This window comes from Otoolea muris, assembly GCF_943193115.1.
Lineage (GTDB): Bacteria > Bacillota > Clostridia > Lachnospirales > Lachnospiraceae > Otoolea > Otoolea muris.
The window spans coordinates 1-18,794 of record NZ_CALPCY010000074.1 but is presented as its reverse complement, the minus strand read 5'-3'; the positions used below and the strand labels follow the sequence as shown (position 1 = coordinate 18,794).

Sequence of the window (18,794 nt, the reverse complement as noted above, 5' to 3'; positions counted from 1 at the left end):
AAATTTCTTTTCCTGCACGATATTCAGTTGTCAATCTTCGGTTGGAATCTCATTCATTGAGATTTCGAGAAGTTATTACGTATTGAGCTTATTCCTGCCCTTAATATCCTGCCTGAAGTTATGGAGGATATTTTCCAGCCGCTTTTTTGCGGATGAAAAAAATGACCTGATGTTCTGTGGAAATTATGGCGAAAGCCGGAGGAATATCGTAACCGCCCAGCGGATACGTTTTTTTGCAGTGTGCTTTCTGGCAGTCCATGCCTTTTTCACGTTTTAATCCGAAATATAAAAGAATCTTTGTTATCTGTTGGGAATTAACGCCAGGATATGAGCGGAAATTTTATCAGCCAGCGCTAATTCTGCGTCTGTGGCCAGACCGGTATACAAAGCGTTCAAATGTAACTTAAAGTGAGACTTCTTTTCAGGATGATGTATACGTCAGAAGAATAGAAGTTGCTAACACCAAAGCAAAAGAGGCTCGCGCCTCTTTCTGAAATATGTCTGTCACTGAACAGCTCAGCGATTCCTGCTTTCCCATAACCCCCCCCCCTCATTCAGCAGAGCCCTTCTGACATTTTATTCCACGTCCGGGATGCAGTAAAGGTATGTCCTCTCATCCGCGCTCCCGTAGGAGCAGGTGACCAGTACATACAGATCATCCGCATTAATCTCCAGCCCGGTATGCTCTATGATAAATTGGATTACCTGGCCGTGAGTCCCCAGGGCCTGCCGGTATGCTCCATCTGCTTTCCCGACGTAGCAGTACGCCGGTTTTAACCGGATCTCCCTGTCCGCGGTCAGGATGGTGATCCGTTGGTGTTTCTCCATGTAAGCGGGATCCGCAAATCTCGCCACATCCTTGAACATGGAGCCGTTTTTCATGTGATGGCCGTAAATCGTATGAAGCCCTTTCTCATTGATGTCATGGTTAGAGTCCATATAGATACAGCCAGAGATTGATTCTTCTCCGTCCACATCCCGGTGCAGGTAGTATTCATTATCTGCGTTCTGCATAACAGGGTAATGGACATTAGTATCTTCAATGTCGATCCACCCGATACAGTCAGGATAGGACGCCATCATCCCTGACAGGGCCTGGGGGGCTTCATATACCGGATCCTCCCCAGTTTCCTGTCCCTGAATATCCGCGTCACTCCCTTCTCCCTGGTTTTCCAGCGGGTCTGTCTGATTTTTTGCTGTGTATGCTGCATTTTCAGAGACCTGCTTTGCCATTTCCTCCTGGATCCTGGCGAATTCCCCTTCTTCTCCTTTCAGTACCAGGTTCCTTCTTATCATCAGGAATCCGGATACATACATAACACATGCCAGTACAACGATCAGCATTTTTCTTAACATTGTTTCTTCTCCCCTTTTATACATGGGACTGCCATATCTGCAGTTGCTTATTTTATTCTTATGGGAAGTATGGAAACAGCCTCCCTGCCCCACGCGTCATTTTTTCGATGCCAGCAAAACCCGGATTTTCTGTCCGGGATCTTTTACTGTCTGACGGTATGTCCATGTGATATCTGGTTTTGCACTGCCCCCTCCTGTATGGGGTTCAGGGCGCCCATGCTGGATCCCAAACTCTTCCTCCTGCGGCTATAGCGTGCTGCTTTCTGCGGGTTCCGGAGGCCTCCTGGTTTCCATACTTTTTCTGAAAATGAAAAAAGATACAGGAGGATTGAAATGTTAAGGAAAATCAGTAAGGAGCTGCACCCGTTTGTCACATGGGTGCTGGAAAGGGACGGTATCCCTTATTCCTCCCAGAATAAGGGAGGAATTGCGGAAATCTGGACGGAGGATATCTCCTCACGGCGTTTCAACAACGTCGTGGAGGACGCGAAATGCGAGAAGGAGCGCCGTGAAAGCGGCTGCCCGGACATCCCGGTTCTTTCATACAGGGCCGCGATGAACGCAGAGCGCATGGATAAGCTGCTTGAATTTTACGGTGCGAACTGCTTCGTGATTTTAAAAGAAGACGAACAAAAATTTATTGATGTCGCAAAGAATATCTGACCTCTCCCTCTGCCTTTGCGCATAGGGACAGCCATGATAGCCGTTTCGCAAAAAATAAAGGAAGGAGTGACTGTCTTATGACAGCACAGAAAAAAATGATAACAGAAAAAGAAATAAAGATCTATATTGGGAAGAATATTGAGAGATGGCTGTTTGCTGGCCATGTTGCGGACCGCCATATCAATGCCACTGCAAAAGAACTACAGGCAAGGCTAGGTAAATACAGTGATGAAGGTAAGCTCATCAGTCGCGCATCGTCTTTCCTGGACATGACAGGGGGCGACGATATTGTCAACGGCCTGGCTGCTGACCTCCAGAACCAGTCTGGCGAAATTTTAAAATGGGTTCTTTATGGCAAAAAAGAGATCGCAATACTACGGTTTAAGGGATTCCCCGCAGGCGTTCGTGGAATTACCTGTTCTATATCCGAACATGATTTTTTTGAAGCGGATGGCTATATCGCTATCCTATGCAAGAATGAACAGAAGCCATTTTATCTGCTCAATGCTTATCCGACCATTCTCAAAGCATGATTTCCTTTACATAAAGACCGGGAACTTAAAATTCCCGGTCTTCTTTTTCTTTCTCTCCGCTAACCCCTGCCATGCTGTATCCCGACATTTCCAGCTCGTACAACATCTCAGGAAACAGTTCTTTGATTTCTTCCTCGTTCTCGAACCCTATAAACGACATTCCATTCATTTCTATCATAGCATTTCATCCTCATATTATTGCCATAACGGTATTATAGGCGATTCATCCCTGTTTCCCACAAAGAAATATTATTCAAAATGTTTCCTTTTTCACAGAAACCGGAGATATTTCCGGTTAGCATTTTCTTCCCATAACAAAAAGTCCCGCCAGTTTGCGTATGGGAAATCAGAGACGTGGCAGTTCCTTAGTATCAGTATATGGGATTGGATCCGGGAAGTCAAGGTCTTTCTCTGTCAACCCTGACTTCTGGCATTCCCGGCCCTGTTTCTTATTGCTGATTTTCCGCGCTTTTCGTTTCTCCGGGGTCTTCCAGGCCCTCTGTCGCCTCTGCCCCTTCCGAACTGTCAGTGCTTCCAGCCTCCTCACTGCCTCCGCTGGAATCATCAGCAGGCTCAGCGATTTCAACGATCTCGCCGCCTCCCTTTTTAATCAGATCCAGCATTTTGCCCGCCGTATCGACCATCTCGAGCAGCACTTCCCCCGCTTCCTGGTCTAAAAGACTGTCCCGTTCGCAGTTCTTCCCGTACTCAATGAGCTCGGCCGCCTTTTCCACGCTTCCGGACGGATCCTCCTGTCCAGATGCCACCAGGCTCTCTGCAGTACCATAATTGTCCATAATAATCTGGTACACACGAACCATCGCCTCCCAGTTCTCATCCGTGACATACTTCACGGCCTCTGTGTTTTCAGGCGCCGTTTCTGTCTCCTGAATGGTCTCCTGCGTTTTCTTCGCTTCTTTTTCAGGCGTGTCTGTATTCATGAATGCTTTCAGGCCACACCCGCTCATCATCATTACGGCTGCCAGGGCAGCTAATACTGAGCCTCTCTTTACTCTCATTAAAATCCCGCAGGATACCCCGCCTGTAACCGCCAGCGCAGGGCCCTGCTTCCCCCTCTCTGTTGTTTTATTGTATGATTTCCGCTTTGCGGTTCATAAAAAGTATGGCGCATATTTTCCTGCTATCGTTTCAGCAGATACGTGTTACCGATAGGAATATCTCGTCTCCTCTATTACAGATGCAAAAAAAGAAAAGTTATGAAAGAAAAAAGAAAATCCAAGAAGACAGCTATGGATTCGGTTCTATGAACTGCGTTTTTCTGTAGATGACTAAATTCAAACAGTGCGCTGGCATGGTTCGGGATAGATGGCCTCCAGATGTCTATTTTCTGATGCAAATCTGCGTCTGACATTATTGACTCAGTTCAGCTTAGGTATCGAGCTGGAGTGGAAGAATCCGGGGAAGACAGGGGTATGGTTCGGATTTTGGAGATAATTTATGTATTCGTTTTGGGATTGACGGCGGAAACGGATGACAACACGATCAGAAAATCGTTTATGGTAAGGTTCAGACAAGAAAATGGGGGAAATCCAGAGAAAGACCGGAATGGATTCGGATTTATGCTCATTTATATGTCCTTTTTTATGCGACTGTTTAAAATGATTGCGGATACGGGACTTGGAATGGAATGGGCTGGTTCAATAATTCAGAAAGAACCTTGGCATAGCTTTGATTTTTAGTCCTTGTTTCTTTACAGAAAAGAAAAATGGTTTATTGGCTTGAAGCGTGACATTGCGCGTCTTTTTAGTACGTAATATAGTTTCAGCCGCATCTCCAAAAGAAATTGTACACGCGCATAAAAATGACTCACGCATATCCCTGAAATACTGTGCCGCAATCGGCCTCGGCTATCCCCATAGATTTTCAGGTAAATATCAGATCTTTTATCCGTATCCCGTCACCATACTTAACATAGAAAATAAAAACGAGGCACTGAGTATGGGATCCGAACCCAATGCCTCTCTGTTACGTTACGAGGAGGGTTGATAATGAAATATGACATGACAGCAATTAAATATCTGGAGCCGTCCTTCCTGCCGCTGGCAAAAAACAGGAAAAGCTACACATGCCCGGTCTGTGGCTCCGGCACGGGGCCGAATGGTTCTGGCATGACCTCAAAAAACGGGGAATATTGGAAATGCTGGAGCTGTGGTCAGTCCTACAGCAAGGTCGAACTGTTCCGCATCCAGAATTCCTTATCCTACAAGGATGCCTATATCGGTCTCCTCAGGTATTACGGAATTGTTCCTGTGCCAGCCCGGGCAGATGCCAGACAGCCGCCTGTGTGGTTAAGCCGGGAGGAAATGGAAGCACTCGGATTTTTCAATGGACAGATACAAATCCGGCACAAGGACGGGACGCAGGCGCTCTGCAGCCTGACGAATCTGTTCAGTGATGATCCTGCGACATACTATTCCATGGTCATGGCGCGGGCAGAGGAAATGATGCAGAAATACGAAACGATATTTCATGCCTGCGGGAACCGTAACTCTCCCCAGGCCGGCCTTGTTTATGACTATATGGGAAAATCGTTCAATGACGCCTCTTATCAGAAAATCAAACAGGAACTGGCCCGCAAGACTTCCATCTGTAAAAAGGTAATGGATCTGTATGCAAAACGGATCAAGGGCATTTCTAAATGAGATGTCTTTTTTGCCACCCCATCTTATATGGTATAGTTCCACTATCTGCCGGCAGTCAAAGGTTCCCGTTGGCAGGTTCATGACCAGCACTTCTTCCCAATCTTCTGGCAGAGATACTTTAACCATACACAAAGTAATGTGTCCAAGCTCCTCCATTTGCCGACCAGTATCTGTTCCTTCGGATAAATGCTGCTATAGACACAATTCCCCTGTCCATTACAACCAGAAACGGCTGTGACGGGCCAATTGTTTCCGGCATACAGTCGTCTGCCCCTCTGCAAAGCACATTTCGTCAAACTTACATTGTGTAACAGTCTCTCTCCAGAAGCATTCGGTTCATGATGTCGTACAGACATCTAAGCCCCAAGGGAGTATGGGGGTATCCCTTTCCTGCTGGATGTCCCCAATTCTACCAGGTTTTCCTTTGTAGTGGGGATATTGATTCCTGAACCGTATCCAACAAGGACTAAATATCTGTGGAAACTAGTGTAATGTCTGGTTGATAAATATGGTAATATTCAAAACTTGTATTAACTGAGTTTTGGATAAAGTGACTTCAGTTTCTCACGGGCATCCCCTGATTTGAAATGCCAGTTTACAGTCCGGGTTTCTGCATTGCGTTCCTGTTCCCATGCTCTCAGTTCCCTGTTCAGGTCATCCAGATTTTCTATCCTGCGGGCAAGGCATTGGCGGGTCATTGCGTTCAGCTCTATTTCAGCAATGTTCAGCCAGCTCCCATGTACTGGTGTGTGGTGGATTTCCAGGCGTTTTGCCAGGTGCCGTGCTTCCTCCGGTTTGTACCGCTTATATAGGGAAGCTTCCGCATGGATATTCAGGTTGTCCATGACAAGGATCACTTTTTCGTACCCTGGGTAGCATTCGTCCAACAGATAGCGGATCTCTTCTGCCCAGTCGGTTGCCTGGCGCTGTTTCCGAGCTGTTACGTGCCGCCATCCTGCCAATGGCTCCGTAAACACAAAGATGCTGCATGTCCCTTTCCGGGCGTATTCCGAATCCGTCTTTTGTGTATCACCTGGCCGCATGGGCAGTGGCTCCTTTGTTTCCCCAAGCAGCTGGTAAGGTTTTTCATCCATGCATATGACGGGACACAGGGGGTCATAGGGCCTCTCGTAAACATCCAGGATATCCTCCATGCGTGCCACAAACGCGGCGTTTTCTTTCGAGGGTATGCACCAGTAAACATTCAGGTGAGGTCTAAGTTCCGTTTTTTTAAAATATCACGGATAGCATCTTTACCTATGGGCGTATCCAGCACCACCCTTAATTTTTCTTCCAGGAGGCGCAGAGTCCAGCGAGTCCGTCCTTCAGGGGGCTGGGAACAGGCCAGCTCAATGATGCGGGCTTCGTTCCTGCCATCAGCTTTGCGTTTTGCGTTGGAATTGGGGTTGCGTTTGTAAGTGATGGAAGCATCGAGCCCCTGTTCTATGTAATCCTTCACGATATTGGAAACGGTTGCCTTGCAGACGCCAAAAGAATTGGCGATCTGCATCTGGGTCAGATGTCTTGGGTTGTTTTCATTCAACTCCAGGAGGATCTGGCACCGCCGGATAATAGATTTGGAAGCATCTTTTTTATGGATGATAGTCTGTAGTTTATGAACGTCTGTTTCGGATAAAGAGATAATATATTTTTTGGGTCTTGCCATAGTACCACACCTTTTTATTTTTAGGATACCATATATTACCATATTTATCAACCAGACATTACACTAGCTCCAATCAACCTTACACGTACAATACGCCTATCTGCAAAATCGCAGACAGGCATATTGTACGTTGCCGGAAAACCTTTTTATCTCGTTATTATTATTTCTTCAAACTCCCACTATGCAATGTAAAAAGAGAGGTAAAAGCCAAAACGCTTTTTCCTCTCTAAAAAGATTTCTGATACACCTTTTACCAAAAAACGAAAGCAAACCATCCCGCAAAATTAGTGGTATCCGCTTTTTCATTGCATGATTATAGTGTATTTTTTACCATTTCAATAAATGCGGAGGGATAAATAATATGTTCGCCGTATTGATTTTCGTAGGCGCTGTCAATAAGAATTTTCTTTATTTCTTCTGGGCTTAGCTGAGGGTTTATCTGCCATCCAAGTGCAAGCACCCCAGCAGCATATGGAACGCCCCAGCTTTCACCGCCCTGTCCTCCATAGCGGAAGAAATAGTCCCCCGCATCATACTGCTCCACTGTTGTGCGGAAATTGACAGGTATGGAAATGAACCCTTCTTGCATCGGTTCCGATTTGCTTTGTCCGTAGCTCCACCAACCATTGCGCATCTTTTTAATATTATCGGGGTCTGTGTAATCGTAATATCCACCCGATGTAAAATGAGTATCCGTTCCAACGCTACAGCTAATCACTAAAATTCCCGCCGCTTTTGCGCGCACAACCGCATCTTCCCACTTTTCTTGATTTTCAAAATCACAGTCTGACCCTGACAGATTTGCAGATACCGAAACTACACGTATTTTATCCTTTTCCGGTAGGGATTCATTCTTATCTATAATCCAATTTAGGCCGTCCGCCCAATAAGCCGAATCAGAAAACCCCGAAGGAACTGCGACATAATAAACCTTCACGCCAGGAGCAACGCCGCAGGTTCTTCCTGCCAATATGCTGATAACGGCATTGCCGTGCATCCCCCCTTGTGACTGTACATCATAACATTCATAGTAATCCACAATTCTGTCTGAAAACTCAGGCGGTTCTAAAAAAATAGCCTCGTCAATAATTGCAACTGATACACCTTCGCCAGTGATACCCTGCCCATGCAAAGCGCGTATGCCAAGTCCGGGGTTTTTGCCATTTTCCATAATTTCTTGCTGAAGTGTTTCATTACCTGTAAAAACAGTATGCTCGTTGAATTGATATGTGTACATATCCTCAGCCCTATACTCACTTGGTGATAGCACGTTATCTCCTGTAAAAAAACCACCGCGAACATCTGCAAACTGCGCCAATGACGAGGTATTTCCTGGTGCTGCACTATTGGGAGATTGTGATGATTTTGCAGAGATCATTGCTTCTGAGTCCGAGAGTACTGAGTCTGTGGCTGCATCATTCTGTTTGGGTTTGTTAGAACAAGCTACTAAAGATAACAGCATAAGAGTCATAACAAATGCGAGTATTCTTGTTACTTTGAATTTCATTTTTCTCTCCTTAGATTTTTATTCTAGTGCACCGACCTGTTGATATTTAGCAATACTACCACCTCGTTAAGAGGCAGTAGTAAATGTGGGATACAACGAGCTAAGCTTCGTTCTGGCATCGCTGGTTCTAAAATGCCAGTTGACCTTCGCTGCCAGTGTATTCCGTTCCGTTTCCCATGCGGATAGTTCCCTGCGTAATAGCCCTATTTCAGCGATGCGGCGGCTGAGGCATTGCCTGGTCATTACATTCAGCTCTATTTCAGCGATGTCCAGCCAGCTCCCATGCTTTGGTGTATAGTGTATTTCCAACTTTTTCGTGATACGCCTTGCTTCCTCCGGCGGATACCGTTTGTACAGGGATGCCGGTTTGTGCGTGTTCAGATTATCCATCACAAGGACAATCTTCTCAGCATCAGGGTACATGGTGTCCACCAGATACTTGATTTCTTCCGCCCAGTCAACGGCTGTGCGGTGTTCCCGTACACTCACATGGTGGACCCCTCCGAGTGCTTCCACAAAGGCAAAGATGCTGACAGTGCCATTGCGGACATACTCCGAATCGGTTTTCCGGTCACTTCCGGGAATCATCGGCAAAGGATCCCTGGCTTCTCCCAAGAGCTGGTATGGTTTTTCATCCATGCACACAACGGGATGTTTTTCATCATAGGGAAGCTCATAAACGTCAAGGACATCCTCCATGCAGGCTATGAACTCCGGGTCTTCTTTTGCGGGGATGCACCAGTATTCGTTTTTGTGAGGTCGAAGTTTGTTTTTTTAAAGTATTGCGGATTGCCTCCCTGCCTACCGGGGTTTCCAGGATTACTTTGGATTCTTCCTCAAGCAGGCGGATTGTCCACCGCGAATGCCCCTCCGGTACGGGGCCGCAGGCAAGCTCAATCAGCCTTGCTTCTGTACGTCCGTCAACCTTGCGCCTTGCATTATCTGAATTTATGCTCCTTTTAAATTCAGTGACAGCATCAATGCCGCCACTCATATATTTTGTCACAGTGTTGGTGACAGTTGCCATGCAGACACCATTGGATTTTGCACTTTGTTCATGGGTTAAGGCTTTCCCGTGCGCTTCGTCCAGATCGAGAATAATCTGGCATCTGCTACGGATAGTTTTTGAAGTTTCTTTCTTACGGATAACAGATTTCAACTTTTTTAATTCATTTTCCGTAAGATGGATACTGTACTTTTTTGGTCTTGCCATAGGAATCACCGCCGTTTCTTTTATTATACATCAGAACAACTGTGATTACCAGAATTATTTGGTTAAATATCAACAGGTCAGTACACTAGTTTTCTTAATCATCATTTCTTCACACAAGCTAACATTCCACACTATGCCAGATACCGGTCTCATCCTATTTGATATCTTTATACACATCAAAAGAGAGAAAATATGCCCAGAAACATTCAAATATAAAATCCCAAAATATATTTTACCACAAGACCTTTTTTTCTTCAATTCACAAATAAACAAGAAGCCCACCAAATATATTCGATGAACTCCTTGTTTCCGTCATACTATCATTTTCCACAAAACATTTTACTATAATCTGCCTCTTCTTCGCCCATTTATCTGGAACACATCATGCCCCATAATACTCCGTACCGCCTGCCCCAGATTCCTTGCCCTCCCATGCTGATGATAAGGCTGGGAAGCCCTGTGCTTATGGAAAATAATACACTCCCCTTCCCCCGGATACTCCGGATTATGGATATACCAGATATGCCCCGTATTCCTGGACTGGATCGTCACATCATATTCCTCCGCCAGAATAATATTAAAATACGACCTATCCAGCTTCTCTATCTCTTCCGCCCGGAACATCAGCCACTCCCCCTTTCCCGAACCATGCCGCCAGTGCTTCCTCCACAATCCCAGCCACATCCGCAGGCTTCACACCGGCAAAGTACCTCTCGTACACATCCGCCGGCAGCTTGATGGGCTTTCCGGCAGAACCCTTCTTCCCCCTCCCGCCGCCAAGTGCCTCCAGCACCCTCTTCTCCGTCACATTTCCGGCCATGCCCCTGACGCACTTCGCCGTCTTCGCATCCAGCTTTATCTTCCCCTTCTCCGCCAGCCCGGACACCACCTCCTGCTCCTTCCCCGACAGATAAGACAGATCCACCGCCGCCACCAGAGGCAGCGCACCCTCGTCCAGCCGCTCCTTCAAAGGCTCCTCCAACTGCTGCACCCGCATATACCTGGCAATGTTCCTCCCGGTCATCCCGTACTCTTCCCCGATGGCATCCCGGCTCTTCAACCTGTGGACATCATGAACAAAAGCATAGGTTTTATCACTTTTTATCTTTATTTGTTGTTATCCTCTCTAAGTGCTGATTTTACAATGATCGTCCAACATTATTCATGCCTTAATTGCTTATCATATTTTGTCTTTATCCATGTATTGATTATTGGAATTAGGGGTAAGAATTGGGGTATTTGTGGGGTAACGAAAAGGGCGGTCACAATGCCGCCCCTCTGCTATAAAACTATTTTCAGATTGTCCATTTCCGTTTGTTTGGTATTCGGCAAAACGTGGCTGTACAAGTCCATTGTCATTGCAAGGCTGCTATGCCCTAAGATTGTTTTTAAGGTCTGCGGACTGCCGCCCTGTTCTATGTACCGTGTTGCAAATGTATCTCTCAAAGCGTGTACTGTAAAATCCTCTATCGGCTTGCCTTTTCCATCCAACCGGGCAAGTGCGCTTCTGATTGCCTTATTTACGATGCTATTATCTACCATTTTGCCATACACTGATACAAATACCCTGTTTTCTTCTCTGTCTATCGAAATTACAATGCTCTGCTTTTTCTTCTGCCTTGCAAGTACGCCCTTTATCGTGTCATTCAAGGGAATATCCCTTTTCCCTGCTTCACTTTTCGGCGTTCCTGTTGTCCGGGAATTATCCTCGTTAAACGTGGCTGTTTTGGTAACGTGAATCACATTCTGCTTGTAATCTATGTCACTCCATGTCAGGGCGGCGGCTTCTCCAAACCTCATGCCAGTACAGAGAAGAAAAGCCACGAACTCATAATAATAATCGTCTGCCATTTCCTGCATGAAGTCCTTTTGTTCCTGCTCCGTCAATGCCCTGTGATACGTTTCTGTTGCCTTTGCATTGACTTCCTTTAAGGCTTTTACGCCCTCTGCCGGGTTCTTTATTATGATTTCATCCGTTACCGCATCATTCAATACGATTTTAAGGATTTTCATAATATTGTTGCACGTCCGTATAGATAAATTGCCATCTGACAAATCTTTCTGAAATGCCAATACCTGTCTGCGCTCCATCTTCTGAAGCTTCACATTCCCCAGGTGTGGTGAGATATGCCCCTTGTAATAAGTCGCATACCATTTAACGGTATTCCCCTTTATGCTCCCCCTCTTTCCTGCTAGCCATTCATCAAAGTATTTATCAAGCGTTATATTCCTGTTGTCCGTATATATCCCAGCTTCAATCTTTTTCCTGACTTCCTGCTCTTTCTGCGAAATCTCCTTTGCGTTTTTGCCGTAAATGCTGTACCTCTTGCCGTCTATGGTAAATCGCTTTTCCAGTGTGCCATCTGCACGTTTCCTTGTTCCGGCTCCCAGTCTTGCCATAATAAGCACCGCCTTTCTATAATGTTGGATAGGGCAGCAGGCATATAAGCCGCCACCCACGCCCTTATTTCCGTTACCTGAAAAACCATATTGCCGCCTGAATGATGTTCCCGACCAGTGAGATAATCAATGCCACTTTGCACCGCCATAACTTCCTTTTTGCCATGCTGATAATCTCCGTTGCAAGGTTCTTTCCCTCTTTTTTCTTTGCTCTTAATTTCATGATAACTGCCCCTCCCATTCCAGCTTTTCACTTCCCAACAGATAACCCATAAAGTAGATATATGCCTGATCTGTACTCCATTCCTTAAACTTGAAATGTCCTTTATCTGCTAAATGTGACATAGCTTTCAGCAGTTCATCACAATAAGGGATTGACGGTTTATTCATGGCTTTTTCGATAATCGGGAAATACTCCTGCGCTATCTGTTCAGCGACTTTTTCACGTCCTTTTTTCAAGTATGCGTCATGCGCTTCATGGATTTCATAGTAAACCGCAAAGCCGTATTTGTTATAAATGCTGTTCATAGTCCTGTTATTGAGAATCCTTTTACCGCTTTCAATCAGTGACACGAACCGCTCAACCTCTTTTTCCGGCAGATTGTTATAATAAAGCGTGTCTTTGTTGCTCCATATTGCAAGCTGGTACTCTGCTACTGTAATCTTTTCACAATACAGAACGTGCATTTGCATAGCAGATGGCAGTTCGTCAAATGTGCATTTCTTTATAATCATTTTCTTTTTCCTCTCTTTACTCCGGGCAGGGGAAATGTTATAATTCCCACATACCCTATTTTGCAATGTTATCGGGTTACTCGCTCCTATCGGTATTCGCTGTACTGATAGGGGCATTTTTCTTGTAACGGCTCTGTATTTCATCAGCCATTTTCATAATCTCGTTGTGCCGCCTGATAAATTCCGGGCTGTTCACTCCAAGACGCTTTTCTTCTGCGGCTGTCAGTGCCGCCATATCTTCCAGTGATAGCAGATTACCACCTCCCATATTTTTTTCGTTTGGCTGTCAGATAGCCGGATATGAATGTGTTGTTACCACTAAGAAAAGTGATAGGTATTCTTTAAAAGTGTTTTTCATCACTATTTAGTGATATTATAAGTGAAACTTCCTTGCTTGTCAACACTTATTTTAAATTTTCATCACTTTTTTATTGTTTTTATTTCTTTTAAGTGATATACTGAATGTATCATACTGGAAAGAGGGTGTAAATTATGTCAATGTCGGAAAAAATACGAATCGCACTAGTAAAGCGTAAAATATCCATTACAGAATTAGCTACAAACCTCGGTACTACTCAAAGTAATCTATCAAACAAACTAAAGCGTGACAATTTCAGTGAAAAGGAACTAACACAAATAGCCGACATTCTAAATTGTGACTTTAAAGGACTGTTTGTAATGAGAGATACTGGGGAGGAAATATAATCACATACCATTCATCACCTATTTATCAGGTAAGGGGAAAATGTCCTACACTGTAGTTACTGCACATTTTCCAATAGTAACCACACAATGAGATTATACCGTGTGTCCGATATTCGTACCGACAACTATATTGTTGTGAGTTGCAGCGGGACAACCGCCCCATTCATCATTCAGGAAGAATGAAACGCACTGGCAACCAAAAGGTTGTGACCGCCGCCATTCAGAAGCACTCTAGCAAGGCTCTATTTGCCCCATACAGGGCTTGTACTGCCTTGAATGATAGAAAATCCGCCCCACGCCGTTACAATCCAAAATAGGGGCTTGTGGCGTGTCGCTATCGGTTTTACCGATTTTAAATCAGGAAACTACCGCTCGGCGCAATTTTGCGCTTACCTGATACAATCAGCACTCCGATTTCAAATCGGGATATTTCCGCCGGGGTTATTCCATAATTTCAGGGTGGGGGCTAATCAGCTCCCCCTTTGCTCATTCCAAAAGAGGAAAGCCGCATCTATTCCCCCGGAAAATCGGGGCTATGTCCGTCCAGGCTCAAATCTGCTCCCGGAAAATTCCGGGTACTGGCCGGGCGGCTCTGTGTTTTGGTAACGGATATTTCAGGGGAACGCCTGATAAGAAAATGAGAGGGTAGCAGACAGCTTTCACAATCACATTACAATAAACGTGCGTTTGGCTCTTGAATCCTGCTTCCAAATGTGCTATATTATAGACAGAAAAAGGGAAAGCCATAGAAGCGGCTACCCCCAACAGCAAAAAACCTAATTTACATCAGGCCGTCACTACTGCGAATAGTGGCGGCTATTTTCGTTTTCCCTTGAAAATTGTGTAACACAATCCAATAAGGGCAACAATGAATATTCCAGTCTGAACTAAATCAGAATATGTAATCATCATTGGCAACGCCCTCCTTTCTTTCGTCTGGAGGGTTAGCCCCTCCGAAATGGAGGGTAGCCGCCCGGCTCTATGGTTTCCCATGAATGGAGTATAGCACACATTTCCTTATCAGGCAATTACAATATTTCGTTTACATTAACCGATTCACCTGATCGGAGTAAAACCAAAATTGAAATCTGCCGAACTGAAATCAGAACTCTTATTTCCGGCATTTTCCACCCTGCCGTTTTCTGTTTCCACCGGGAAATCTTTGTCAAGGTTATCAAATGATTCATCACCATATGGCTGCATATCCGCAAGTGAACCCTGTGCAATAAAATTATAATAGTCTGTCACAGTTTTTAATCTTCCGCTCCCAGATAGTGCCGGACGTGCGCCGGATTCACAGGCATGGTATACTGTCCTTACGAACTTACTGAACACTTCCGACCTGTCTGCCGGGGATTGGCCAAACTGCACTATTGTGATGCCTGTACCTTTTTCCTGCGGCCTGTTTGCGTTATACCGCTCCCGAAGAATCCGTGTCATAACAGCATTGTCTTTATGGCGGTTTGCAAGCTCCTGATAGTCAGCATGACTAAGATTTATGCCACTGTTCAGGAGTGCCATTGTACCGCTGTCAACCATATTTCCGTCCAGCTTTCCGAGTTCTGCCATCTCTGCATCATATTCGTCAACCACTGTCAGAATCCAGGACAGGCTATTTTCTATCTGTGCATCCCGTTCCGTTTTCAGTTCCCTCAACCTGTCCTGATAGCCTTTCTCCCCTAAAAGGTCAGCTTCATAAGCCCCTTTTGCCACTTCACACCCATGCTCATAATCTGCCTTTGCCTTGCTAATAGCGCCGCTTGCGCCCTCTGCTAATCTAACCGCCTTTTTGTAATACTCAATCGTTGATTTCTTCATGGTAAATCCTCCATTCATATTCTTATTTTTATAATACCTATCCGCTTGTTGAGCAACCCTATTGGCAATCCGCTTCACCGCTACCGTTCCCCCATACATCCATTGCCGTACCGTTCAAGGCTTCTAAAAGGGTAGCATCAATATCAGATTCCTGTGTTGTTTCTCCAATCTTGTTTTCCAGTTTCAGCAGTTCTATTTCTAATTTTCGGTCAGAAACATCACGTTTTAGAATCTCTCTGCCTGCGGAAATCCTGTCCGGCATGTCTGCTCCCTCGTCACCATCCATCACCCTCGTAAAGAATCTCAGTACATCATCGCCAGATGCTATACGCTTTTGCTCCGTAGGGGCGGTTCGCTGCCGTATATACTCTAAAATGTAAGGTTTTGTAAGGTTCTCCTTTCCCATCTGCCTTGCCGTATTGACGGAATATCCCGCCTTTCTCGCCGCTTCCGCCGCATTTCCGCACTCTATGTAATAATCCGCAAATGCTTTCTGTCTGCCATTCATTACTATGTTCTTCCCTTCGCTATTTGCATTGCCGTTAAAATCTCCTGCTTCTTATCCTCTGGGAGTTCCCGGCGCAGCATCCGGCAGAACGTGGTATCAGCAATGCCGATCATGTCCGCTATCTGCCAATGCTTAAAACCGGATTCTTTTATGGCTTCCCTGATTTCAATATTGTTCATCATCTGCACCCTTTCTTATTCTTGCTATTATTACTTTAACATGAAAAAGGAAATAATTTGTACCATTCTGCATCTACCAGATAAATCAGAGAAAGCCGTTACAAAAACACATATTACCATTCAGGTTTCGGCAGCAGATTTTTAATTATACTTTGCGGCGGCGGAACTAACCATGTCAAAAAGCCACTTGTATTTCACCCTCACATGTATTCGCGCCAATATTTCATTTGTTCTTCTCAAAATACCTGATAAGGGAGTACGGCTCCATATTTCCCACATTATCCATTTTCTGACAAGCCATCCTAATTCTCCTGATTTACTCAATTTCTGGTTTTTATACATCTTCAGCAGTTTACGCAGCTTCATTTTCCGAAAAGCCCCCGCAACGCTGTTTACCTCCCTGTTTATACGTTCCTCATCAAGAAGCTGCTGCCATGCGTCCATCAGAACGTCAACTGAAAGATAGTTCTCCAGAATGTGCCGGCAATCGAAAAGCCCGCTTTCAGTAAAAAGAATGTCTGGAAAATCTGCAAAGTTCATCTTTGTATCTTCTCCGTCTATCATCAATTCATCTGCAATCCTGTCAGAACATAAATCCAAATAATGCTCCATGCCACCGCTGGCCAGTAGCTTTTTAAGGCTGATTACTTTTGGCTCTAAATCTTTCCTGTTCCTAATTGCCCTTATCATTCTATCCGCTGATTTCATCTGTTTGTCCTCCTAATAGTTTTATATGCTTCACTGATAGTTATTGCTTACCATTACCAAATAACCACGATACTGCCGAAATTCCCGGCACCCTCCCCAAAATTACGGGATACCCCTGCCGCTGATTAGATGTACTCTGCATCAATATGTCCACTGCCACTGGCTATTTTAAAATCTCCCTTGCGTAATACTGGAAAGTAGAAACTATGTAATAGCCGGCATATTCCGGGGAAATGAATTGTATGTTTGCATCAAATCTGTGTTCAAACGTCTTTAAAGATGCCATGTATGCAGCAGGCGTAAACTCTGTGCAGTATTTATGCCCGATAATGTCAGAATAGCCGCCGGGGGCTTCAATCATCAGATACACCTTGCACCCGTCATTCCCGGCTTTCAGGAACTCTTTTTCAAACCGTTCCCTTTCCCCGGTCAGATTCCCCGACAATTCCTCCAGGGATGCCTTGCGCTCCACCACGCAATCCCGGTGAAAAAATATGTCCTCGCCTGCTGCCGCTGCCGGAATCATAAACGAATAATCGCCGTATTCCAGTTTTTCAGTTTGGAAAGAAATCTTCTGTTTCCTGAAATAGTCCAGTATGTGAGTATTTTTCTTTTCCCGGCTGTCAACCAAAATAACCATGCTCTTTGTCAGCTTCTTTATTTCCTCCACGGAAAATTTATATTGCTTCATGCGCTGCGTTCCTCCTTTAGTAGCACATCCAAATTGTGATAGAATTTCCTGCGGAAACCATAAAAATCACTTCGCCCGACCGGAATGCGCCCCAGCTTATAATCAAACTCTATAAGGTCATAGGACTTGCTTTTTGTGACAGATAAGATAATCCACGGTTCTATAAATTCAAGCCCTCTGCAAGCCTTTGAGAGTGTTTCACGGCTATATTTCCCCACCGCACAACCGTCACGCAATTCTATGTACCTTTCCCGGCTTATGTTGTACGCTTCAAAACCAAGCCGGGGCGCTCCCTGATTTTCCGTCCTGCTTAAATTACCCTTTGACATATTGCAAGCCACTCCTTTATAATTTAATCAGGTTCGGGGGCTTGCTTAGGCAGGCTCTTTTTTATGTTGCATTTTGTTTCATTTCCTTGCTAATCCTCTCTAATTCTGTGAGTGCCGCCAGTACCAGATTGATAATGATTTTACATTCCCCATACTTTTTTGATATTGCGCCGCTCTCATTTACTACCGATTCCCAATATTCGTCAGTGTCTTTCACATCTGAATACTTTTTGAAAAATCTCCATGAATCCGTAAACATATCATAGTACCGTTTCAATTCCTCATTGCTCATTATGTCGATACCTCCCAACATTTCCGCTTTAGCAACTGGTAAACCTCCGACAGCTTATCCCGGTCCTGCGGCTCCTGCCTTACCTTTCTTTCAAAATCCTGCTGCATTTCAGAAAGAATATTGTTCCTCTGCTCCACCGTCTTAATGCCAGTGATCCGCTCCCGGTATCGGTCATAAAATGCTGTGACGGCGGCAGGCAGCCCCGGCGCATCCGCTAAACTGATAATTTTATTATTGTTCATCCGGCTTTCCTCCCTCCGGCCATATCTCGCCGCCCTCTAACTCATATTTGCACACATCATAGACAGCTTCATCTAATGGGGAAATTCCAAGTTCATGGTCAAAATATAATGGATAAACTTTCCCATCACTACATAGCCCATACATAAGAACTTTGCACTTATAGCTATATCCCTCATCATCCCTCATTACTGCATACATATCATGCATACAAGGGAGAAGCTGCTTGATTTTAGGCACCTCTGTTGGCCTGCTCCATTTAATCTCCTTTTTGATTTCTCTCTCTCGATACCTTACATTTTCTTCACCAAAAGCATCCGTAAGTAGAGAAAGCTGTTCTTTGTCGAAAGACCAATCATGTAATTCTTTGCAACTTCTGATATTCTCTATGTACACCTTTACAACACAATCTCCTGATGCATTGGCAAGAATTGAATGCAATTCTCCCTCTTTTTCAAAATAGGTTTCTGTGTCGCTGAATCTCACCCAAACTTCTTTTACCTTTGCCATAATATCTCCTAGTATAATAATGGTGTAGTCAAAAATGACTACTGGTTAACAGTTACAACGTCCAATCTAATAAATCTA

Annotated in this window: 27 protein-coding genes; 5 read left to right on the top strand and 22 right to left on the bottom strand. The window is 44.8% G+C overall.

Annotated features, from left to right (window positions below; translation table 11 throughout):
• Positions 1-576 precede the first annotated feature (576 nt).
• Complete coding sequence (locus tag NFS31_RS24175; RefSeq protein ID WP_251500973.1) at positions 577-1,356, bottom strand: class B sortase; 780 nt, start codon at positions 1,354-1,356, stop codon at positions 577-579.
• Between the two features lie 333 nt (positions 1,357-1,689).
• On the opposite strand from NFS31_RS24175, the gene NFS31_RS24170 reads away from it, so the two are divergent.
• Positions 1,690-2,019 carry a hypothetical protein gene (locus tag NFS31_RS24170; protein ID WP_251500970.1) on the top strand — a complete coding sequence of 110 codons (330 nt, stop codon included), beginning with the start codon at positions 1,690-1,692 and terminating at the stop codon, positions 2,017-2,019.
• A 77-nt stretch (positions 2,020-2,096) separates the two neighbouring features.
• Positions 2,097-2,552 (top strand): RNase A-like domain-containing protein, encoded by a 456-nt coding sequence (locus NFS31_RS24165; RefSeq protein ID WP_251500967.1) that lies wholly within the window; start codon positions 2,097-2,099, stop codon positions 2,550-2,552.
• Positions 2,553-2,577: 25 nt separating this feature from the next.
• Here NFS31_RS24165 and NFS31_RS24160 read toward each other — a convergent pair whose 3' ends face one another.
• Positions 2,578-2,730, bottom strand: a complete 153-nt coding sequence (locus NFS31_RS24160) for a hypothetical protein (RefSeq protein ID WP_251500965.1) — start codon at positions 2,728-2,730, stop codon at positions 2,578-2,580.
• Between the two features lie 271 nt (positions 2,731-3,001).
• Positions 3,002-3,571 carry a hypothetical protein gene (locus NFS31_RS24155; RefSeq protein WP_251500962.1) on the bottom strand — a complete coding sequence of 190 codons (570 nt, stop codon included), beginning with the start codon at positions 3,569-3,571 and terminating at the stop codon, positions 3,002-3,004.
• 414 nt (positions 3,572-3,985) lie between these two features.
• Here NFS31_RS24155 and NFS31_RS24150 point away from each other — a divergent pair, with 414 nt between their 5' ends.
• Both NFS31_RS24150 and NFS31_RS24145 read left to right on the top strand, forming a co-directional pair.
• On the top strand, positions 3,986-4,252 hold the full coding sequence (locus tag NFS31_RS24150; RefSeq protein WP_160306544.1) for a hypothetical protein: 267 nt from the start codon (positions 3,986-3,988) through the stop codon (positions 4,250-4,252).
• A gap of 309 nt (positions 4,253-4,561) precedes the next feature.
• The gene (locus NFS31_RS24145; RefSeq protein WP_251500959.1) at positions 4,562-5,215 is read left to right on the top strand and encodes a hypothetical protein; all 654 of its coding nucleotides are present in this window, start codon (positions 4,562-4,564) and stop codon (positions 5,213-5,215) included.
• Positions 5,216-5,745: 530 nt separating this feature from the next.
• Here the strand turns inward: NFS31_RS24145 and NFS31_RS24140 are convergent.
• From NFS31_RS24140 to NFS31_RS24095, 10 genes are all read right to left on the bottom strand, one after another.
• Positions 5,746-6,405, bottom strand: a complete 660-nt coding sequence (locus tag NFS31_RS24140) for an IS630 family transposase (RefSeq protein ID WP_251500978.1) — start codon at positions 6,403-6,405, stop codon at positions 5,746-5,748.
• A gap of 14 nt (positions 6,406-6,419) precedes the next feature.
• The gene (locus tag NFS31_RS24135) at positions 6,420-6,881 is read right to left on the bottom strand and encodes a helix-turn-helix domain-containing protein (RefSeq protein WP_251500957.1); all 462 of its coding nucleotides are present in this window, start codon (positions 6,879-6,881) and stop codon (positions 6,420-6,422) included.
• A gap of 313 nt (positions 6,882-7,194) precedes the next feature.
• A complete protein-coding gene (locus tag NFS31_RS24130) occupies positions 7,195-8,388 on the bottom strand; it encodes a S8 family serine peptidase (protein WP_251500955.1) in 1,194 nt (397 codons plus the stop codon).
• A 66-nt stretch (positions 8,389-8,454) separates the two neighbouring features.
• Entirely contained in the window at positions 8,455-9,123 is a 669-nt protein-coding gene (locus NFS31_RS24125; protein WP_300870943.1) for an IS630 family transposase, read from the bottom strand.
• The gene (locus NFS31_RS24120; protein ID WP_251500952.1) at positions 9,071-9,601 is read right to left on the bottom strand and encodes a helix-turn-helix domain-containing protein; all 531 of its coding nucleotides are present in this window, start codon (positions 9,599-9,601) and stop codon (positions 9,071-9,073) included. The genes NFS31_RS24125 and NFS31_RS24120 overlap by 53 nt, the downstream gene beginning before the upstream one ends.
• A 342-nt stretch (positions 9,602-9,943) precedes the next feature.
• Positions 9,944-10,225, bottom strand: a complete 282-nt coding sequence (locus tag NFS31_RS24115; RefSeq protein ID WP_251500949.1) for a hypothetical protein — start codon at positions 10,223-10,225, stop codon at positions 9,944-9,946.
• Positions 10,191-10,661, bottom strand: a complete 471-nt coding sequence (locus NFS31_RS24110; RefSeq protein WP_251500946.1) for a hypothetical protein — start codon at positions 10,659-10,661, stop codon at positions 10,191-10,193. The genes NFS31_RS24115 and NFS31_RS24110 overlap by 35 nt, the downstream gene beginning before the upstream one ends.
• A 221-nt stretch (positions 10,662-10,882) precedes the next feature.
• Complete coding sequence (locus NFS31_RS24105; RefSeq protein WP_251500941.1) at positions 10,883-12,001, bottom strand: tyrosine-type recombinase/integrase; 1,119 nt, start codon at positions 11,999-12,001, stop codon at positions 10,883-10,885.
• 73 nt (positions 12,002-12,074) lie between these two features.
• Positions 12,075-12,224 carry a hypothetical protein gene (locus tag NFS31_RS24100; RefSeq protein ID WP_251500937.1) on the bottom strand — a complete coding sequence of 50 codons (150 nt, stop codon included), beginning with the start codon at positions 12,222-12,224 and terminating at the stop codon, positions 12,075-12,077.
• On the bottom strand, positions 12,221-12,880 hold the full coding sequence (locus NFS31_RS24095) for a hypothetical protein (RefSeq protein WP_251500933.1): 660 nt from the start codon (positions 12,878-12,880) through the stop codon (positions 12,221-12,223). The genes NFS31_RS24100 and NFS31_RS24095 overlap by 4 nt, the downstream gene beginning before the upstream one ends.
• A gap of 348 nt (positions 12,881-13,228) precedes the next feature.
• Here NFS31_RS24095 and NFS31_RS28090 point away from each other — a divergent pair, with 348 nt between their 5' ends.
• Positions 13,229-13,441: a helix-turn-helix domain-containing protein gene (locus tag NFS31_RS28090; protein WP_135992209.1), complete on the top strand. Its 213-nt coding sequence runs from the start codon at positions 13,229-13,231 to the stop codon at positions 13,439-13,441.
• A gap of 1,056 nt (positions 13,442-14,497) precedes the next feature.
• Here the strand turns inward: NFS31_RS28090 and NFS31_RS24085 are convergent.
• The 9 genes from NFS31_RS24085 to NFS31_RS24045 all read right to left on the bottom strand — a co-directional run bounded on the left by NFS31_RS24085 (position 14,498) and on the right by NFS31_RS24045 (position 18,716).
• On the bottom strand, positions 14,498-15,259 hold the full coding sequence (locus NFS31_RS24085; RefSeq protein ID WP_251500930.1) for a hypothetical protein: 762 nt from the start codon (positions 15,257-15,259) through the stop codon (positions 14,498-14,500).
• 58 nt (positions 15,260-15,317) lie between these two features.
• Positions 15,318-15,767 (bottom strand): terminase small subunit, encoded by a 450-nt coding sequence (locus NFS31_RS24080; protein ID WP_251500927.1) that lies wholly within the window; start codon positions 15,765-15,767, stop codon positions 15,318-15,320.
• Between the two features lie 2 nt (positions 15,768-15,769).
• Positions 15,770-15,949: a hypothetical protein gene (locus NFS31_RS24075; protein WP_135992212.1), complete on the bottom strand. Its 180-nt coding sequence runs from the start codon at positions 15,947-15,949 to the stop codon at positions 15,770-15,772.
• A 138-nt stretch (positions 15,950-16,087) separates the two neighbouring features.
• On the bottom strand, positions 16,088-16,654 hold the full coding sequence (locus tag NFS31_RS24070; protein ID WP_251500923.1) for a hypothetical protein: 567 nt from the start codon (positions 16,652-16,654) through the stop codon (positions 16,088-16,090).
• A 163-nt stretch (positions 16,655-16,817) separates the two neighbouring features.
• Positions 16,818-17,345 carry an ERCC4 domain-containing protein gene (locus tag NFS31_RS24065; protein ID WP_251500919.1) on the bottom strand — a complete coding sequence of 176 codons (528 nt, stop codon included), beginning with the start codon at positions 17,343-17,345 and terminating at the stop codon, positions 16,818-16,820.
• On the bottom strand, positions 17,342-17,674 hold the full coding sequence (locus tag NFS31_RS24060; RefSeq protein ID WP_160254944.1) for a hypothetical protein: 333 nt from the start codon (positions 17,672-17,674) through the stop codon (positions 17,342-17,344). The genes NFS31_RS24065 and NFS31_RS24060 overlap by 4 nt, the downstream gene beginning before the upstream one ends.
• A 61-nt stretch (positions 17,675-17,735) precedes the next feature.
• A complete protein-coding gene (locus NFS31_RS24055) occupies positions 17,736-17,966 on the bottom strand; it encodes a hypothetical protein (protein ID WP_251500915.1) in 231 nt (76 codons plus the stop codon).
• On the bottom strand, positions 17,966-18,208 hold the full coding sequence (locus NFS31_RS24050; protein WP_251500911.1) for a hypothetical protein: 243 nt from the start codon (positions 18,206-18,208) through the stop codon (positions 17,966-17,968). Before NFS31_RS24050 ends, NFS31_RS24055 begins: the two co-directional genes overlap by 1 nt.
• Positions 18,198-18,716 (bottom strand): hypothetical protein, encoded by a 519-nt coding sequence (locus tag NFS31_RS24045; protein WP_251500908.1) that lies wholly within the window; start codon positions 18,714-18,716, stop codon positions 18,198-18,200. Before NFS31_RS24045 ends, NFS31_RS24050 begins: the two co-directional genes overlap by 11 nt.
• Between the last annotated feature and the right edge of the window lie 78 nt (positions 18,717-18,794).

Excerpts from the sequence above, each read along its gene's own strand:
- NFS31_RS24060 (WP_160254944.1), bottom strand. The coding sequence starts at position 17,674 with ATGTCAAAGGGTAATTTAAGCAGGACGGAAAATCAGGGAGCGCCCCGG.
- NFS31_RS24170 (WP_251500970.1), top strand. The coding sequence starts at position 1,690 with ATGTTAAGGAAAATCAGTAAGGAGCTGCACCCGTTTGTCACATGGGTG.
- NFS31_RS24160 (WP_251500965.1), bottom strand. The coding sequence starts at position 2,730 with ATGATAGAAATGAATGGAATGTCGTTTATAGGGTTCGAGAACGAGGAA.
- NFS31_RS24120 (WP_251500952.1), bottom strand. The coding sequence starts at position 9,601 with ATGGCAAGACCAAAAAAGTACAGTATCCATCTTACGGAAAATGAATTA.
- NFS31_RS24100 (WP_251500937.1), bottom strand. The coding sequence starts at position 12,224 with ATGAAATTAAGAGCAAAGAAAAAAGAGGGAAAGAACCTTGCAACGGAG.
- NFS31_RS24115 (WP_251500949.1), bottom strand. The coding sequence starts at position 10,225 with ATGTTCCGGGCGGAAGAGATAGAGAAGCTGGATAGGTCGTATTTTAAT.
- NFS31_RS24075 (WP_135992212.1), bottom strand. The coding sequence starts at position 15,949 with ATGATGAACAATATTGAAATCAGGGAAGCCATAAAAGAATCCGGTTTT.
- NFS31_RS24070 (WP_251500923.1), bottom strand. The coding sequence starts at position 16,654 with ATGAAATCAGCGGATAGAATGATAAGGGCAATTAGGAACAGGAAAGAT.
- NFS31_RS24175 (WP_251500973.1), bottom strand. The coding sequence starts at position 1,356 with ATGTTAAGAAAAATGCTGATCGTTGTACTGGCATGTGTTATGTATGTA.
- NFS31_RS24055 (WP_251500915.1), bottom strand. The coding sequence starts at position 17,966 with ATGAGCAATGAGGAATTGAAACGGTACTATGATATGTTTACGGATTCA.
- NFS31_RS24150 (WP_160306544.1), top strand. The coding sequence starts at position 3,986 with ATGGTTCGGATTTTGGAGATAATTTATGTATTCGTTTTGGGATTGACG.
- NFS31_RS24130 (WP_251500955.1), bottom strand. The coding sequence starts at position 8,388 with ATGAAATTCAAAGTAACAAGAATACTCGCATTTGTTATGACTCTTATG.
- NFS31_RS24165 (WP_251500967.1), top strand. The coding sequence starts at position 2,097 with ATGACAGCACAGAAAAAAATGATAACAGAAAAAGAAATAAAGATCTAT.
- NFS31_RS24050 (WP_251500911.1), bottom strand. The coding sequence starts at position 18,208 with ATGAACAATAATAAAATTATCAGTTTAGCGGATGCGCCGGGGCTGCCT.
- NFS31_RS24135 (WP_251500957.1), bottom strand. The coding sequence starts at position 6,881 with ATGGCAAGACCCAAAAAATATATTATCTCTTTATCCGAAACAGACGTT.
- NFS31_RS24080 (WP_251500927.1), bottom strand. The coding sequence starts at position 15,767 with ATGAATGGCAGACAGAAAGCATTTGCGGATTATTACATAGAGTGCGGA.
- NFS31_RS24105 (WP_251500941.1), bottom strand. The coding sequence starts at position 12,001 with ATGGCAAGACTGGGAGCCGGAACAAGGAAACGTGCAGATGGCACACTG.
- NFS31_RS24045 (WP_251500908.1), bottom strand. The coding sequence starts at position 18,716 with ATGGCAAAGGTAAAAGAAGTTTGGGTGAGATTCAGCGACACAGAAACC.
- NFS31_RS24155 (WP_251500962.1), bottom strand. The coding sequence starts at position 3,571 with ATGAGAGTAAAGAGAGGCTCAGTATTAGCTGCCCTGGCAGCCGTAATG.
- NFS31_RS28090 (WP_135992209.1), top strand. The coding sequence starts at position 13,229 with ATGTCAATGTCGGAAAAAATACGAATCGCACTAGTAAAGCGTAAAATA.
- NFS31_RS24095 (WP_251500933.1), bottom strand. The coding sequence starts at position 12,880 with ATGAAATACAGAGCCGTTACAAGAAAAATGCCCCTATCAGTACAGCGA.
- NFS31_RS24085 (WP_251500930.1), bottom strand. The coding sequence starts at position 15,259 with ATGAAGAAATCAACGATTGAGTATTACAAAAAGGCGGTTAGATTAGCA.
- NFS31_RS24065 (WP_251500919.1), bottom strand. The coding sequence starts at position 17,345 with ATGAAGCAATATAAATTTTCCGTGGAGGAAATAAAGAAGCTGACAAAG.
- NFS31_RS24145 (WP_251500959.1), top strand. The coding sequence starts at position 4,562 with ATGAAATATGACATGACAGCAATTAAATATCTGGAGCCGTCCTTCCTG.